Source organism: Streptomyces sp. NPDC057694 (assembly GCF_042799415.1).
Taxonomy (GTDB): Bacteria; Actinomycetota; Actinomycetes; order Streptomycetales; family Streptomycetaceae; genus Streptomyces.
This window is the reverse complement of sequence record NZ_JBHVIX010000010.1, coordinates 237,963-253,363: the sequence shown is the minus strand read 5'-3', so window position 1 is coordinate 253,363 and position 15,401 is coordinate 237,963. Positions and strand designations below refer to the sequence as shown.

12 protein-coding genes are annotated in these 15,401 nt (G+C 73.0%); 5 read left to right on the top strand and 7 right to left on the bottom strand.

Features of this window, described 5'->3' with window-relative positions; genetic code table 11:
• Positions 1-5 precede the first annotated feature (5 nt).
• Together ACFVDP_RS23170 and ACFVDP_RS23165 are read right to left on the bottom strand one after the other, a co-directional pair.
• On the bottom strand, positions 6-1,535 hold the full coding sequence (locus tag ACFVDP_RS23170) for a hypothetical protein (RefSeq protein ID WP_383492541.1): 1,530 nt from the start codon (positions 1,533-1,535) through the stop codon (positions 6-8).
• Between the two features lie 43 nt (positions 1,536-1,578).
• Complete coding sequence (locus tag ACFVDP_RS23165) at positions 1,579-2,991, bottom strand: hypothetical protein (protein WP_383492538.1); 1,413 nt, start codon at positions 2,989-2,991, stop codon at positions 1,579-1,581.
• Positions 2,992-3,132: 141 nt separating this feature from the next.
• Here ACFVDP_RS23165 and ACFVDP_RS23160 point away from each other — a divergent pair, with 141 nt between their 5' ends.
• Positions 3,133-4,470 (top strand): hypothetical protein, encoded by a 1,338-nt coding sequence (locus tag ACFVDP_RS23160; protein WP_383492535.1) that lies wholly within the window; start codon positions 3,133-3,135, stop codon positions 4,468-4,470.
• Positions 4,471-4,514: 44 nt separating this feature from the next.
• Positions 4,515-5,255 carry a DUF4239 domain-containing protein gene (locus tag ACFVDP_RS23155; RefSeq protein WP_383492532.1) on the top strand — a complete coding sequence of 247 codons (741 nt, stop codon included), beginning with the start codon at positions 4,515-4,517 and terminating at the stop codon, positions 5,253-5,255.
• Positions 5,256-5,277: 22 nt separating this feature from the next.
• Here ACFVDP_RS23155 and crcB (ACFVDP_RS23150) read toward each other — a convergent pair whose 3' ends face one another.
• From crcB (ACFVDP_RS23150) to ACFVDP_RS23140, 3 genes are all read right to left on the bottom strand, one after another.
• Positions 5,278-5,652 carry a fluoride efflux transporter CrcB gene (gene crcB, locus ACFVDP_RS23150; RefSeq protein ID WP_383492529.1) on the bottom strand — a complete coding sequence of 125 codons (375 nt, stop codon included), beginning with the start codon at positions 5,650-5,652 and terminating at the stop codon, positions 5,278-5,280.
• Positions 5,649-6,140, bottom strand: coding sequence for a fluoride efflux transporter CrcB (crcB, locus tag ACFVDP_RS23145; RefSeq protein ID WP_383492526.1), 492 nt, complete (start codon positions 6,138-6,140; stop codon positions 5,649-5,651). Before crcB (ACFVDP_RS23145) ends, crcB (ACFVDP_RS23150) begins: the two co-directional genes overlap by 4 nt.
• A 91-nt stretch (positions 6,141-6,231) precedes the next feature.
• A complete protein-coding gene (locus ACFVDP_RS23140) occupies positions 6,232-7,857 on the bottom strand; it encodes a hypothetical protein (RefSeq protein WP_383492523.1) in 1,626 nt (541 codons plus the stop codon).
• 327 nt (positions 7,858-8,184) lie between these two features.
• Between ACFVDP_RS23140 and ACFVDP_RS23135 the strand changes: the two genes are divergently transcribed.
• The 3 genes from ACFVDP_RS23135 (at position 8,185) to ACFVDP_RS23125 (ending at position 12,574) form a co-directional block, all read left to right on the top strand.
• Positions 8,185-11,247, top strand: coding sequence for a glycoside hydrolase family 3 N-terminal domain-containing protein (locus tag ACFVDP_RS23135; protein ID WP_383492521.1), 3,063 nt, complete (start codon positions 8,185-8,187; stop codon positions 11,245-11,247).
• Between the two features lie 77 nt (positions 11,248-11,324).
• On the top strand, positions 11,325-12,110 hold the full coding sequence (locus ACFVDP_RS23130; RefSeq protein WP_383492519.1) for a polysaccharide deacetylase family protein: 786 nt from the start codon (positions 11,325-11,327) through the stop codon (positions 12,108-12,110).
• Positions 12,111-12,136: 26 nt separating this feature from the next.
• Entirely contained in the window at positions 12,137-12,574 is a 438-nt protein-coding gene (locus tag ACFVDP_RS23125; RefSeq protein WP_383492516.1) for an SRPBCC family protein, read from the top strand.
• Between the two features lie 56 nt (positions 12,575-12,630).
• Here the strand turns inward: ACFVDP_RS23125 and ACFVDP_RS23120 are convergent, their stop codons facing one another.
• Both ACFVDP_RS23120 and ACFVDP_RS23115 read right to left on the bottom strand, forming a co-directional pair.
• A complete protein-coding gene (locus ACFVDP_RS23120; protein WP_383492513.1) occupies positions 12,631-13,779 on the bottom strand; it encodes an XdhC family protein in 1,149 nt (382 codons plus the stop codon).
• A 44-nt stretch (positions 13,780-13,823) separates the two neighbouring features.
• Positions 13,824-15,275, bottom strand: coding sequence for an NCS2 family permease (locus ACFVDP_RS23115; protein ID WP_383492510.1), 1,452 nt, complete (start codon positions 15,273-15,275; stop codon positions 13,824-13,826).
• Positions 15,276-15,401 lie beyond the last annotated feature (126 nt).

The following is a 15,401-nucleotide window of genomic DNA, read 5'->3' as shown; positions in this document are numbered from 1 at the left end:
GAGGGTCAGTTGCCGAGCCAGTCGGCCGCGCGGCGGGCGTCGGCGGCCGCGCGGGCGCACCGTTCGGCGTGGTTGAGCAGGGTCATCCGGCAGCGCTCGCCGAAGGCGTCGTGGTTGAAGCCGGGCTGCCGGGCGAACTCGGCGAGCTTGCGGGCATGCCCCTCCAGGCGGCGCGCGGAGGCGGCGGCGAGCGCGGCGTAGTGGGCGGGGCTCTGCCCGGCCGGCGGTGTCTGCGTCAGCTTCGAGTCGGCCGGTACGTGGGCGTCGGCGCCGGTGTTCACGAGGGCGAGGCGAAGCGTGTCCGCGGGCAGTTCGGCGGGCGGTGCGCCGGGGTCGAGGCGCGGGGCGAGGACGGCGGGCACGGCGTCCCGGGTCAGGGCACGGACGAGCGCCGTGGCGGCGAGGACGCCGAGGTCGGCGGCGGCGCAGGGGACGGGCGCGGCGCACAGGGCCGCGGCCGGCTCCTCGGTGACGCCGCGTGAGCCGCTGAAGCTGCCGAAGTCGTCGAGGTCGCCGTCGTCGATCAGGTCGTCGGAGTCCTCGGGGTCCTCGGCCTCGGCGGCGTCGTCCCCGAGGTCGTCGGCGTCGTCCTCCGGCTCGTCGTCGTAGTCGGCTTCGTCGCCGTCGTCGTCGGAGCCGTCGAGCTCCCGCAGCCAGGCGGTGGCGCAGAGGATCTCGGTCCCGGCGTCGACGGCCAGGCCGTCCCACACGAAGGGCGCGTCGACGCGGTCCACGGTGGCCGCGAGCGGCGGGTACCGGAGCAGCGCCTCGGTCACGGCGTCCCGCACGTCCCGGCCGCACGTCACCAGGGCGAGAGCCTGCGCCGCGGTGTCGGTGAGGGCGCGGGTGACGGTCTCCAGGGCGTGCACGACGACGTCCTCGCCGGCCGGGACGTCCTCCAGGTACGGGGCGAGGCGGCGGCTCAACGCGGCTGCGCGGGCGGCGAGTTCGGTGTCGTCGGCGGCGCGGGCGGTGGCGTCGAGGATGTCGCTGACGAGGGTGTCGTCGGCGGCCGCGTCGCCCAGCACGATCCGGCGGGCGAGGCGGCGGGCGGCGGTGCGCCAGTCGTCGCGGTCGAGGGTGGCGTCGCCCTGCCGTGCGGCGAGCAGCCGGTGCGCCTCGGCGTCGGCGGCCTTGCGCACCCTGCCGTTCAACGAGGATGCGGCGACCGGGAGTTGGGCGTGCGGTGTCAGGTGCAGGCGGCCGTCCCGGTCGGTGAGGACGGTGACCGCGCCGCGGGCGCCCGCCTCCTCGGCAGCGGCGACCAGGCCCGTCGCGTCGTCGCGGTCCAGCGGCATCAGGAAGGTGCCGAACGCGGTGCGCAGCAGGGTCGGCCGCCCGGACGCGGTGCGCCGCACCTGTCCGAGGATCTGCCGGGTCAGCTCCTGCCGGGTGAACGGCCGGAGACCCAGGGCGCGCGCCGGGGCGTCGATCCAGCCGACGCGCCGGGCCGCGAGGGCGGCGCTGACGAGGGCGTTCTCCAGGGGCCAGGCCGTGGCGGGCCGGGTGGTGGTGGTCGTGCCGCTGGCAGTCATGGTCGTTCTCCGTACGGTCCGGTCAACTCACGCTGGAGGAGGTTCACTTGTCGCGCAGCAGATAGGGCTGGTTGGCGGCGATCTCGCCGTCGTAGGCGGTGATGAGTTCGTTGACCCGTGCGCGGTGGGCCTGCTGGGAGTCGCTGAGGGTGTCGGCGTAGGCCTGCGGGGCGTGCGAGAGCGGGTAGTCGTACGTCTCGTCGGTCCACGCCAGCTCGATCCAGCTGTCGGGGATGTCGTTGGCGGAGGCGGGTCCGCGCCCGTCGAGGCCGGGGATGACGTCGTGTTCGTTGACGAGGCTGACCACCCGGGTCGTGGGGTCCGCGGGGCGTTTGTTGTCGATGGGCGAGCCGACGGTGATCACGTGGGTGAGCCGGTACGTCGACACGAAGTCCAGGTCGCAGGCGAGGTTGACGGCGGTGATGCCGCCGAGGCTGTGCCCGACGACCATCAGCTCGGCGCCGTCGGGCACGCCTGCGCGCAGCAGCATCTGCTTGACGGAGCGGGTGTAGGTGGTGTCGGTGCGCAGGATCCCGTCGAACGCGCCGACGAGGTCCTGCGGGGTGCTGTTGCTGACCCGGCCGAAGCTGGTGCCCGGCAGCAGCACCACGTGCCGTTCGGTGCCGTCCGCGCAGGCGACGCGGCGCAGCAGGGCGAGGCCGTGGTTGCCGAGGGCCGAGATGTCGTCGATGTAGCGGACGATGTCGTTGGCCGAGCGGGTCAGGACCTTGGTGAGCAGCGGGTCGGGATCGACGCGCTCGGCGCGGCCGCGGCCCGGGTTGAGGTGCCGGACGAGTCCGGCGGGCAGCCCGAAGATCGGGTCGGTGGTGGGGACGCCGCCGGCCAGGGTGACCCAGGCGAAGCTGTCGTTGGTGGGGTTCTCGTCGAGGAGCCCGTTCAGCGCGAGCAGCTCCATGATCACGGGGCTGACGGTGGTGAGGGTGCGGGTGACGCCGTGCAGATCGGTCAGCTCCCGGGCGGCGCGCACCGCTTCGAGCCTGCGGCCCGCGACGACGGCGTCGGTGAGCCGTCGGGCGAGCGGTCCGGCCAGATTGGGGTGGGCGCGGGCGGCGGCCTCGATCCGCAGCGCGAACGCGTCGACCGCCATCGCGACGCAGGCCGGCCGGCGCCGGGCCATCGCGCCCATCGACCGGAAGGTCTCGCCGACCAGGCCGCCGTTGACGGCGATGCCGAGCCCGGCCGGGTTGGACAGCGCGCGGGCCGCCGCGAGGGCGGTACCGGTGGCCCAGCCGGGGCGGCGCAGCGCCTGGAGGCCCACCCGCCAGCTGGCCCAGGCCGCGGTCAGCTCCGCGCCGGTCCTGCGCGTGGCGAGCGCCGCGTCGGCGAGCAGCACGGAGGCCGCGATCAGGAGTTCGGGATCGGTCTGCTCGGGCTGCTCGGTCCGGCCGGTCGGCTCGGTCTTTCGGTGCGCCGGGGGCGCTGTCGGGGCTGCCATCGCGGCCACCTCGTTCTTGTGCATGTCGGTATGGGTCTGGGTGTGTTCTGGGGCGCCCCGCCGCCTTCAGCAGTAGACCCGGGGCGGCGCCGTCCGGCAGGGCCACGGCGGCCGGTCGGGTGAATCGCGCACCGTGTGCGCGTGCCAGGACGGTGGGTGCCGCGGGCCGCGACCAGCATCTCCGGGGTGATCATCGGACGAGCAGGCCGAGTCCGCGCCGCCCCCGCGCCGGCGCGGCGGGTGCGCGGCATCCTGGTCGTCCTGCTGGTCGGCCTGGTCTGCTGGCCCGCGGCGGCGCCGACGGCCGCCGACGGCACCGGCGCCCGCGGTCTCGCGCTGACCGTCAGCGTCAACACCCGCCCGGGGCTCGGCGCGCTGCGCCCCGGGATCCGGACCGGCGGGCCGGTCGTGAAGACGTACCGGCTGACCAACCGCGGCGGCGCCGACCTCTACGCGATCCGGGTCGAGGACCCCGCGCTGCCGGGCGCCCGGATCCGCTGCCCGGGCGGCGGCGACCGGGTGCCGCGACTGACCGGCCTGCGCTCGGTGCGCTGCACGGCGACGGTCCCGGCCCGCCCCGGCACCTGGGTCGGCGATGCGGTGGCCGCGGGGCGGCTGCCGTATCTGCGGGCCGCCGTGCGGGCGAGCGCACGCTCGGGGTACGCGGGGGTGGGCGGTGCGCTGGCCCTCGTACAGACGGCGGCGGTGACGGGTCCGGGGCGGGCGCTGGTCCGCTACGCCGTGACCAACACCGGCAACCGGCCCGTCCTCGGGGTCCGGGTCACCGATCCGGGGCTCGCCCCCGGCCGGACCGGCTGCCCGGTCATGGCCCGGATCGCGCCCGGGGCGACGGCCGTGTGCGGGCGCGAGGTGCGGCGGGCGCCCGGTACGTACACGGGCCGGGGTCTGGCCCGGGGCACCGACCGGCTGCGTACGCTCGGCCCGCGCGGCGGGCAGGTGGCTCCCCCGCCGCTCACAGCCCGGGCGACGGCGCGCTTCACGCTGCCCGGCGGGCGGGGCAGCAGCACTCCCCCGCCGTCCCGGTCGTCCTCGGCGGCGGTGCCCCCGCCTCCGCCCGGCCGCGCCGAACAGGCGGCTGTGCCGCCGCCCGGGGCGTTCGCCCTGCCGCCCGGGGTGCCGGACGTGCCGCCCGAGGCGCTGGATCTGCCGCCGGGCGCGGTGGGCGTACCGCCCGGAGCCGCGCCGGTTCCGGTACCGCCCGCCGCCGCGTTGTTGGCACCCGCCGTACCGCCTCCGCCGGGCATCGCTCCTCCCGACATCGCTCCCCCGGGCGCCGCGCAGCGACCACCACGCAGCCGGCCGCCTGCCGAGCCGGAGTCGCGGCCCCGGGTGACGTTGCTGCGCCGCTTCGTGCGGGCGGATCACACGCCGACCGGTCTGGGGCTGATGACCGCACTGTTCCTCGTGCTGCTGCCGGCGGCCCTCGCGGCGGTCCTGCTCGGCTCCCGTAAACACTGAAAACACCGACGACACCGCCCGCCCCCACCCGACCGGGAACCCTGATGATCGAAATCCTCGCCGTCGTCCTCGGTGTCGCGCTGCTCGCCGCCGCGGTCGTCCTGCTCAAGCACCGCTACTGGCCGATGGGCCCGGACGACGAGCCCCGCGAGGACGTCGCCGAGTACATCTCGATGATGGTCGGCGTGCTCTACGCGCTCGTCCTCGGCCTCGCCCTGGTCTCCGTGTGGGACACCCACTCCGGCGCGGAGGACCATGTCGCGGCCGAGGCGGGCGCCGCGCACCAGGTCCGGCTGCTGGCCGCCGGGCTGCCCGCCGCGCAGGCCGACGGGCTGCGGGCCGACGTCGAGGCGTACGTCCGGCACGTCACGGACACGGAGTGGCCGGGGATGGCCGGCCGGGGCGGTCCCGACCGGGCGGGCTGGCGGATGCTGGACGGGATCCGGGCCACGGTCCAGACGTCCGCCGACGCGACCCCGTCCCAACAGGCCACCGTGCAGGAGACGCTGGCGCAGCTGAGCGTCCTGGACGAGGCGCGCCGCGGCCGGGAGGCGGACGCCGGCGAGCGGCTGTCGCCGGTGATCTGGTTCGGCCTGATCGTGGGCGGCTTCCTCACGGTGGCCTTCATGTTCATGTTCGGGGTGACGCGCAGCTTCACGCATGTGGTGATGGTGATGGGCCTGTCCGCGCTCATCACTTTCACGGTGCTGCTGATCTACCAGCTGAACACGCCGTTCAGCGGCATGTTCGCGGTCGGGCCCGACCCGTTCACCCGGTACTTCTGACGCCCTTGCCCGTGACGCCCGCTCAGGCCCAGAACGCCTGGGCCAGCGCCGTTCCGACGAACGCGGAGCCGAGGCCCGCCGCCACGCTGCCGATCACGTTGACCGCCGCGTAGAAGCGGGCGCCCGTCTCCGCGAGCCGCAGGGTCTCGTACGAGAACGTGGAGTACGTCGTCAAGGCGCCGCACAGGCCCGTGCCGATGAGGAGTTGGAGGTGCGAGGAGGCCGCGCCCGCGGCGACGGCGCCGGTGAGCAGGCCGAGGATGAGCGAGCCGACGACGTTCACGGCGAACGTGCCCCAGGGGAACACCGTGTCGTGCCGGGCCTGCACCGTGCGGTCGGTGAGATAGCGCAGCGGGGCGCCGACCACGGCGCCCGCGATCACCAGTAGCCAGTTCACGCCGCTCCTCCGCCGTCCTGCGTCCGCCGGCCGCGTGCGACGACGCGGCGGGTCAGCTGCGACCCCGTCCAGACCGCCGCGAGGGCGGCGCACACGGTCAGCGCCAGATAGCCGAGCGCGGTGCGTGCCTCGCCGCCGTCGGTCAGGGCCCTGATGTCCACGGTGTACGTCGAGAAGGTGGTGAAGCCGCCGAGGACGCCGGTGCCGAAGAACGGGCGGACCAGCCGGTGCGCCTGCCACACCTCCGTGAGGAGGGCCATGAGGACGCCCATCACGGCGCAGCCGATCACGTTCACCCACAGCGTCGTCCACGGGAAGGCGCCGGGCGCGGTGGGCCACAGGAGCGCGGCGCCGTAACGGGCGCAGGCGCCGACGGCGCCGCCGAGCGCGACGACGCCGATCACCGGTGCCTGGTCCCGCCAGGGCGTGACGCGCGGGGCGGCGGGGGCCGGGGCGGCCTGGGCCGTCTCTACGGGCTCGTTCGGCATGGAGGTGCGGGCCTTCTTCACGGGCGGGGATGTCCGAGCCTATCCCGGCGGTTCCCGCCACGCTCCTGCGGGCCCGGCGCTCCGCCCGCCGTCACAGATTCTGGCCGAGTCCCCCGCCGCCGACCACGTAACTGCACTGGGTGTAGGTGTATCCGGGCTCGATGACGCCGCCCGCGGCGCGGCTGTTCGCCGTCCCCGCGGCGCCGCCGGGCTTGTGCAGGAAGTCGTACGACCCCGCGGGCAGCCGGAGCGTCGTGTGCGGGTAGTTCTTGCCGCTCGCCCGGCACGCCTTGGAACGCCCTGCCGTCTCGCTGGAGTACGTCCGGCAGGAGCCGCAGCCGGGGATGGTGACGCGCCCGGTGACCGGGCCGGTGTACAGGACCTCGACGGGGTCCGGCCCGTCGTTGCTGATCACCAGTTGCATGCGGGTGCCGCCCGGGGAGTGCGCGGGCGGCAAGTGGAGCCCGGCCGAGGGCCGTTGCTCGGCGATCTCGGCGGCGATCGCGACCTGCCGGGCGCGGGCGCGCCGCTTGTCGCTCTTGTAGGTGCCCGCGAAGTCGGTCAGTGTCGTGCGGGCCGCGCCGAACTTCTCGTCCTTGAACTGGTCGAGGCCACAGGCGTACGCACCGTCGCGCACCGCCTTGTCGACGTCGCCGCGCAGATGGGCGGGGGCGGGCGCGGGCAGTTCCTTCGCGGTGTCGCCGATCCTGCGCAGCGCGTCGGTGGCGGGGCAGGGTTCGGCGCCGTCGAGTTCACCGGCGCGCCGCTCGACGGCCGCGTGCAGGGCGGGTTCGACTTCGGCGGCCTGCTTCGAGTCGGGGAACGTGCGCAGGAGTTGGCCGAGTTCGCCGCCGTGCCCGTCGCCCTCGCCGGTGCCGAGTTTGCCGGTGCCGCAGGCGAGCAGCGAGGCGGCGAGGCGTCCGTCGGGCCAGCGGGCCAGGTCGCCGAGGACGTCCCGGTCGATGGACCGGGGCACGTCCCGCAGATAGGCGAGGGGCGCGACGGCCGCGCAGTGCTCGTGGTCGGCGTAGGGCGCGGCGACGGTCCTGTAGTACGCGACGAGGCTGGCGTGGACCTGGTGCGCGGCCCGGGAGCCGGGGTGGTCCTCGGTGAGGTCGTGGTAGCGGCCGAGGGCGGTGCGGTAGTCGGGGTGGGCCTGCGCGAAGTCCTGGCCTGCGGTCTTCGCGACGAGGGCGTCGGTCCGCTCAAGGCGGTCCAGCAGCATCGCCTCCACGGCGTCGTCGCGCAGTGCCCCGTACCCGAGCGCCCCACCGGCGGGCACGGCGAGCAGCAGCACACCGAGCGCGAGGGCCACAACAGGTCTGACGCGTACGGCGGTTGCCGGTGCGCGCAGGCCCCGGCGGGCGCCGTCCGCCGCGGCGGCCGCGAGCAGGACGAGGTACCCGGCGACCGCCCAGGCGGGCACGCCGTCGGGGTCGGCGGGCAGTGCGACGATCAGCAGCCCGGCGGTCGCCGCGAGAGCGAGCGCGGTGAGCGCCCAGTGCCGCAGCAGGGCGTAACCGAGGCCGAGCCCCGAGAGGTTGAGCAGTCCGGCGGCGACGGCGCGGACCGGATCGGCGGGGCCGGGCGGCGTCCCTGGCGGAGGCGGCGGCCCGAACCGCAGCGCCTCCGGCGGTCCGTAGTCCGGCGGACCCGGCGGACCCGGCGGCATGGGCGGCAGCGGCGCGGTGGCGGGCGGCACGGGCGCGGGCGGCATCTGCGGAGGTGGCCCGAACCGGCCGCCTCCCCCGCTCGCGCCGTCCGCTCCGTCTTCCCGCCCCGAACTGTCGGACGTGTCCCCCGGCCACCTCATAGCGGTCCCCCAACCGTCAGGTGTCACAGCCCTGGTGCCACGATCCGGGGCGACGCCGGACCTGTCAATCGGGCACGGCCGGACGATCACCCCCAACTCCCTTTACTTTCCGACGACTTGACGCCCTCACTTCGCCCCCATTAACTCAACTCTTGAATTAAGACGCTCGGGCACACAGCGACGCACCAGACGCACCACCAGCACCCGTATCGGGACCATCGGGAGGGAATCTTGCGTCACGTCACACCCCCGCACCGGAACAGCAGAAGAAGACGGGCGGCTCTGCTGGCCGTCTCCGCGCTCGCCGCGGGACTGCTGCCCCTGACCACCGCAGGACCGGCCGCTTCGGCGGACGATCCGGCGCCCGTGTCCGTCGACCGCTTCGAGGGCGAGGTGCCCTTCGCGAACCAGCCCGCCGAGGGCCTCTTCACCTGGGGCGGCGACAGCGACGATCCGCCGAAGCTGGAGCTGAAGGAGCGCACGGACGCACCCGAGGGCGCGCAGGTGCTCGAAGGGTCGTACGACATCAGCGGTTACGGCGGATTCAGCCATGACTTCGCCGCCGACCAGCCCGCCCACGACTGGTCGGCGCACCGCGGCATCCGCTTCTGGTGGTACGGCGACGACTCCGGCCGCAAGCTCACGTTCGAGATCAAGGACGGCGGCGCGCACGGCGAGGCGTCCGAGCTGTGGAACACGCAGTTCACCGACGACTTCTCCGGGTGGAAGCAGGTCGAGCTGCCGTTCACGCAGTTCGCGTACCGCACCGACTACCAGCCGGTCGGCGGCATCGACCAGGTCCTCGGCCTCGACAAGATGTGGGGCTACGCGGTCACGCTGCCCACCGGCACGAAGTCGCAGTTCGCCATGGACGGCGTGGAGTTGTACGGCAAGGCCGACCCGGCGCTGCGGGCGGCGGTGACGACGGACGCCGCCGTGTACCCGGTGAAGGAGGGCGGCTCGGCGAAGGTGAAGCTGTCCGTGACGACCACGGGCAATGTGCCGGTCGCGGACGACGTCACGATCGCGTACGCCACCGAGGGCGGCACGGCGACGGCGGGCAAGGACTACCGGCCCGTCAGCGGCAAGGTGACCTTCCCCGCGGGCACCGCGTCCGGCGCGACGAAGACCGTCACGGTCGCCACGACCAAGGACAAGGACAAGGCGGAGAACGCCGAGACGATCCCGCTGAAGCTCACCGTGACCGGCGCCAAGGCGCCCGCGGAGACACCCCAGGTGGTCGTCGACGCGCACGGCCTGCCCTACCTCGATGCCAAGCTTCCGATCAAGAAGCGGGTCGCCGACCTCGTCTCCCGGATGTCCCTCGCGGAGAAGGCCGGTCAGATGACGCAGGCCGAGCGGGGCGGTGTGGGCGCGGGCGGGGACGTGTCCTCGTACGACCTGGGTTCGCTGCTCTCCGGCGGCGGTTCCACGCCGACGCCGAACACGGCGGCCGCGTGGTCGAAGATGATCGACGGCTTCCAGCTGCGGGCGCAGGCGACCCGGTTCCAGATCCCGCTGATCTACGGCGTGGACGCGGTGCACGGGCACAACAACCTGGCCGGCGCGACGATCATGCCGCACAACATCGGCATCGGTGCGACGCGTGACGCGGCGCTCGCCGAGAAGACCGGGGCGGTGACCGCGTCCGAGGTGCGGGCGACCGGCGTCCCGTGGGACTTCGCGCCCTGCCTGTGCGTCTCGCGCGACGAACGCTGGGGCCGCTCCTACGAGTCGTTCGGCGAGGACCCGGCGCTCGTGAAGAAGATGGAGACGATGATCCAGGGCTTCCAGGGCCGTGCCGACGGCCGTGACCTGGACCGCGACGACAAGGTCCTGGCCACCGCGAAGCACTTCGTCGGCGACGGCGGCACCGCGTACGGCTCGTCGACCACCGGCTCGTACACCGTCGACCAGGGCGTCACGACCGTGACGAAGCAGGAGTTGGAGGCGGTGCACCTCGCGCCGTTCGGCGACGCGGTCGAGCGCGGCGTCGGCACGGTGATGCCGTCGTACTCGTCGCTGGACGTCATCGGCGACGGCGAGGGCCCGGTCAAGATGCACGCCGACGCCAAGATGATCAACGGCGAGCTGAAGGACAAGCTCGGCTTCGAGGGCTTCGTCATCAGTGACTACAACGGCATCGACCAGATTCCGGGCGACTACAAGAGCGACGTGCGTACGTCGGTCAACGCGGGCGTCGACATGGTCATGGCGCCGTACTCGTACAAGGAGTTCCGGGACGACCTGGTCGGCGAGGTCGAGGCCGGCAACGTCACCACGAAGCGGATCGACGACGCCGTCTCCCGCATCCTGACCCAGAAGTTCAAGCTCGGGCTGTTCGAGCACCCCTACGTCGACACAGCCTCCTCGAACGCCGACCGGATCGGCAGCGCCGCGCACCGCGCCGTGGCCCGGCAGGCGGCGGCCGAGTCGCAGGTGCTGCTGAAGAACTCCGGGAACGTGCTGCCGCTGAAGAAGTCGCAGAAGGTGTACGTCGCCGGGTCCAACGCCGACGACATCGGCAACCAGGCCGGTGGCTGGACCATCACCTGGCAGGGCTCGTCCGGGAACATCATCGACGGGACGACGATCCTCCAGGCGATGAAGAAGGCCGCTCCGGGCGCCACCGTCTCGTACTCCAAGGACGCCTCGGCGTCGACGGACGGCTACGACGTGGGCGTGGTCGTGGTCGGCGAAACTCCGTACGCGGAGGGCGTGGGCGATGTCGGCAACGGCAACGACCTGGAGCTGACGGCCGCCGACAAGGCAGCCGTCGACAAGGTGTGCGGCGCGATGAAGTGCGTGGTGCTCACGGTCTCCGGACGGCCGCAGCTCATCGGCGACCGGCTCGGCGAGATCGACGGCCTTGTGGCGTCCTGGCTGCCCGGCACGGAGGGCGACGGCGTCGCCGACGTGCTCTACGGCAGGAAGGCCTTCACCGGTCAGCTCCCGGTCACCTGGCCGAAGTCGGAGTCCCAGCTGCCGATCAACGTGGGCGACGCCTCGTACGATCCGCAGTTCCCCTACGGCTACGGGCTGACCACGCTGACCAAGGCGCCTGCCGGGGGTGAGCGCGCGCTCCAGGCGCTCGCGCGCTCGGCGCGGCATGCGCACGACGCGAAGGCCGGACAGGCGCTCGTGGCCGAGGCGCGGCTGATCGTCCAGGCGAAGGCGGGCGGTGCGGTGCGTCAGGCGTGGGCCAAGCCGTTCGCGGACGCCGATCATCTGTCGCTGAGCGGCGACTACGCGGGTGCGCTGGCCAAGCTGATCACCGCCTACAAGGCGGCGTGAAGCAGGTCACCTGACAGTAAAACGGCAGCTCAAGTAGCTATACACTCGGTGTACAAACCATGTGTATAGTGCGCAGCATGTTTGCCGCACATGAAAAGATGATGAAAATACGGAAAGGGTTCCGGGCAGGGGCGGCGATCGCCGCAGCCGGAGCCCTTTCCGTCGGCCTGAGCGGCTGTACGAAGTACGACACGTCGAAGCCGAGCGCCGCCCGCGCGGCCGACGCCAAGCCCGTGGCGGCGTTCGGCACGGTCGACTGCCGCCGGGCCAAGTGCGTCGCGCTCACCTTCGACGCGGGCCCGAGCGAGAACAGCCCCCGGCTGCTGGACATCCTCAAGGACAAGAAGGTCCCGGCCACCTTCTTCCTGCTCGGCAAGAACCACATCGCCGAGCACCCCGAGCTGGTGAAGCGGATGGCGCGCGAGGGGCACGAACTCGCCAGTCACACCTGGGACCACAAGATCCTCACCGACCTCGACGACGACGCGGTCCGCGACGAGTTCAAGCGCACCGACGACGCGGTGGAGAAGCTCACCGGCAAGCGCCCCACGCTGATGCGCCCGCCGCAGGGCCGCACGAACGACCATGTGAGCGAGCTGGCCAAGGAGGAGGGGCTCGCGCAGGTCCTGTGGGACGTGACCACGAAGGACTACACGCTGCCGCCGTCGAAGACGATCACCGAGCGGGCCGTGCAGCAGACGCACCGGGACTCGATCATCCTGCTGCACGACATCTACAAGAACACCGTGCCCGCGGTGCCCGCCATCATCGACCGGCTCAAGGCGAAGGGCTACGTCTTCGTGACGGTCCCCCAGCTCCTGGCGCCGGGCAAGGCCGAACCGGGCAAGATCTACAAGCCGTGACGGCTCCGGCGGCCTAGCATCGCGGCATGAGCGCCCAAATCCGGATCGTCCGCGACACATCCCTCAGCCCCGCCGAGGCATGGCTCCGGCTGACCGACTGGGAGCGGCACGGCGACGTCGTCCCCCTGACCCGCATCACCGTGACCACACCGCCGCCGACCGCCGCGGGCACCGTCTTCGTGGCCCGCACCGGCACCACGGGCCGGCTCGGCTTCGACGACCCGATGGAGGTCGTGGTGTGGCAGCCGCCGCGCCGCTGCCGGCTGGAGAAGCGCGGCCGCTTCGTCACCGGCTGGGCGGAGTTCGAGGTGCGGGCGCTCGGCGGCGGGGGCGGCTCCCGGGTGGAGTGGCGCGAGGAACTGGCGGTCCGCTGGGTGCCGCGCGCGGCGGATCCTGTGCTCAGGATCGCCGGGCGGTGGATGTTCGGGCGGGCGGTGGACGGGCTGCTGCGGAACGGCGGCTGACGGGGGCCGCGCACGGCCCCCGCCTCCTCCGTCCCCCTCAGGGCCCTCAAGCCCCCTCAGGCCACCGAACCGATCCGTACCGCGGGGCCCGCCTCGTGATGGATCGGCGTGTGCGCGCCGGTCAGCGAGACCCCGCTGCCACCGCGCCGGCCGGCCACGATCTCGGAGGCGATGGACACCGCCACCTCCTCCGGTGTGCGGGCACCCAGGTCGAGGCCGATGGGTGAGCGCAGCCGCGCCAACTCCATCTCTCCCACGCCCACTTCGCGCAGCCGTTCGTTGCGGTCCAGGTGGGTGCGGCGGGAGCCCATCGCCCCGACGTACGCGACCGGCAGCCGCAGCGCGAGCTGGAGCAGGGGGACGTCGAACTTGGCGTCGTGCGTGAGCACGCACAGCACGGTGCGTCCGTCGACCTCGGTCCGTGCCAGGTATTTGTGCGGCCACTCGATGACGATCTCGTCGGCGTCCGGGAACCGCGCGGCCGTCGCGAAGACGGGCCGCGCGTCGCACACGGTGACGCGGTAGCCGAGGAACTTGCCCATCCGGACCAGCGCCGACGCGAAGTCGATCGCGCCGAACACGATCATGCGGGGCGGGGGGACGGACGACTCGATCAGCAGGGTGAGCGGTGCTCCGCAGCGCGAGCCCTGCTCACCGATCTCCAGGGTGGCGGTGCGGCCCGCGTCGAGGTACGCGGCGGCCTCCCGCACCACCGTGCGGTCCAGCTCGGGATGGGCCCCGAACCCGCCCTCGTGCGAGCCGTCGGGGCGGACGAGCACCGCCCGCCCCATCAGCTCGGCGGGACCCGACACGATCCGCGCGAGCGCCGCCGCCCTCCCCCGTGCGGCGGCGGCGAGCGCGGCCCCGACCACGCCGCGTACGGCCTGGTCACCGGCGCGTACGGGGGTGACGAGGATGTCGATCACGCCGCCGCAGGTGAGCCCCACGGCGAACGCGTCGTCGTCGCTGTACCCGAACCGTTCGAGGACGGGTTCGCCGTCCTCCAGGGCCTGTCGGCACAGTTCGTAGACCGCGCCCTCCACGCAGCCGCCGGAGACCGAGCCGATCGCGGTGCCCTCGCTGTCGACGGCGAGCGCCGCTCCCGGTTGCCGGGGCGCGCTGCCGCCGACGGCCACCACGGTGGCCACGGCGAAGTCGCGTCCCTGCCCGACCCACCGGTCGAGCTCTTCGGCGATGTCCAGCATGTCTCGGTCTCCTTAACGGATACGCAGGGGTAGGAGCGCGGGCGTTACTTGACGCCCAGCCAGCTCTCGATGGGGTGCAGGCCGAAGTAGACGAGGAAGACGAGGGTCAGCACCCACATGAAGGCGCCGATCTCGCGGAACTTCCCCTGGGCGGCCTTGATCGCGGTGTACGAGATGACGCCCGCGCCGACGCCCGCCGTGATCGAGTAGGTGAACGGCATCAGGGCGACGGTGAGGAACACCGGCACGGCCACGGACCGGTCGGCCCAGTCCACGTGCCGCGCGTTCTGCATCATCATGGCGCCGATGACGACGAGCGCGGCGGCGGCCACCTGGCCCGGCACGATCTGCGCGAGCGGCGTGAAGAACAGGCCGAGCGCGAAGAACAGGCCGGTGACGACGGAGGACAGGCCCGTGCGGGCGCCCTCGCCGACGCCGGTCGCCGACTCGATGAAGACGGTCTGCCCGGAGGCGCCCGCCACACCGCCGATCGCGCCGCCGGCGCCGTCGATGAACAGCGCCTTGGACAGGCCCGGCATGCGGCCCTTGTCGTCGGCGAGCTTGGCCTCGGTGCCGACGCCGATGATGGTGGCCATGGCGTCGAAGAAGCCGGCGAGGACCAGGGTGAAGACGATCATGCCGACGGTCATGCCGCCGATGGAGCCCCAGCCGCCGAACTCGACGTGGCCGAAGAGTCCGAAGTCGGGCATGGAGACGGCGCTGCCGGACAGTGCGGGCGGGCTGCCGTTCCAGACCTTGGGGCTGAGGTCGAAGGCCGCGTTGACGATAACGGCGAGGATGGTGCCGACGACGATGCCGATCAGGATCGCGCCGGGGATGTTGCGCGCCTGGAGCATGAAGATGAGCAGCAGGGTGACGCTGAAGAGCAGCACGGGCCAGCCGGAGAGCTGACCGCCGGTGCCCAGGGTGACCGGGTTGCCCTTGCCCACGAACCCGGCGTTGACCAGCCCGATCAGGGCGATGAACATGCCGATGCCGATGGTGATGCCGTGCTTCAGGGCGAGCGGTATCGCGTTCATGATGATCTCGCGCAGCCCGGTGAGGACCAGCAGCACGATCACGACGCCGTAGAGCACGCACATGCCCATGGCCTGCGGCCACGTCATGTTGGGCGCCACCTGTGTGGCGAGGACGCCGGAGACGGACAGGCCCGCGGCAAGTGCGAGCGGGACCTTGCCGACGAAGCCCATCAGGAGGGTGCACACGGCGGCGGCGAGCGCGGTGGCCGTGATCAGCCCGGCGTGGCTGAGCTTGTTCCCGTCCACGTCGGGGCCGCCGAGCAGCAGCGGGTTGAGCAGGAGGATGTAACACATCGCCATGAAGGTGGTGATGCCGCCGCGCACCTCGCGCGCGAACGTCGACCCTCGCTCGGAGATGTGGAAGTAGCGGTCGAGCCAAGATCGTCCGGAGGGCTGGCGCGTTCCCGCGCCCGCGTCCTCCGCGGCGGTCTTCGGCTCCACGGACTGCTGGGTCATGGTGCCTCGTTTCCCAAGGTTCACAGGGGCACCCGCGAACTTCTCGACGTTGCGCGGGTTTTGGGATGGCTGCACGACCCGGGGGACGGCCCGAGACGTAACGGGGTGCGGGATGCCGGTACCGGG

Bases quoted from the DNA above. Each gene is read 5' to 3' on its own strand.
- ACFVDP_RS23125 (WP_383492516.1), top strand. From the start codon at position 12,137: ATGAGCGCCCAAATCCGGATCGTCCGCGACACATCCCTCAGCCCCGCC.
- ACFVDP_RS23165 (WP_383492538.1), bottom strand. From the start codon at position 2,991: ATGGCAGCCCCGACAGCGCCCCCGGCGCACCGAAAGACCGAGCCGACC.
- ACFVDP_RS23130 (WP_383492519.1), top strand. From the start codon at position 11,325: ATGTTTGCCGCACATGAAAAGATGATGAAAATACGGAAAGGGTTCCGG.
- crcB (WP_383492526.1), bottom strand. From the start codon at position 6,140: ATGCCGAACGAGCCCGTAGAGACGGCCCAGGCCGCCCCGGCCCCCGCC.
- ACFVDP_RS23140 (WP_383492523.1), bottom strand. From the start codon at position 7,857: ATGCCGCCCGCGCCCGTGCCGCCCGCCACCGCGCCGCTGCCGCCCATG.
- ACFVDP_RS23115 (WP_383492510.1), bottom strand. From the start codon at position 15,275: ATGACCCAGCAGTCCGTGGAGCCGAAGACCGCCGCGGAGGACGCGGGC.
- ACFVDP_RS23170 (WP_383492541.1), bottom strand. From the start codon at position 1,535: ATGACTGCCAGCGGCACGACCACCACCACCCGGCCCGCCACGGCCTGG.
- ACFVDP_RS23120 (WP_383492513.1), bottom strand. From the start codon at position 13,779: ATGCTGGACATCGCCGAAGAGCTCGACCGGTGGGTCGGGCAGGGACGC.
- ACFVDP_RS23155 (WP_383492532.1), top strand. From the start codon at position 4,515: ATGATCGAAATCCTCGCCGTCGTCCTCGGTGTCGCGCTGCTCGCCGCC.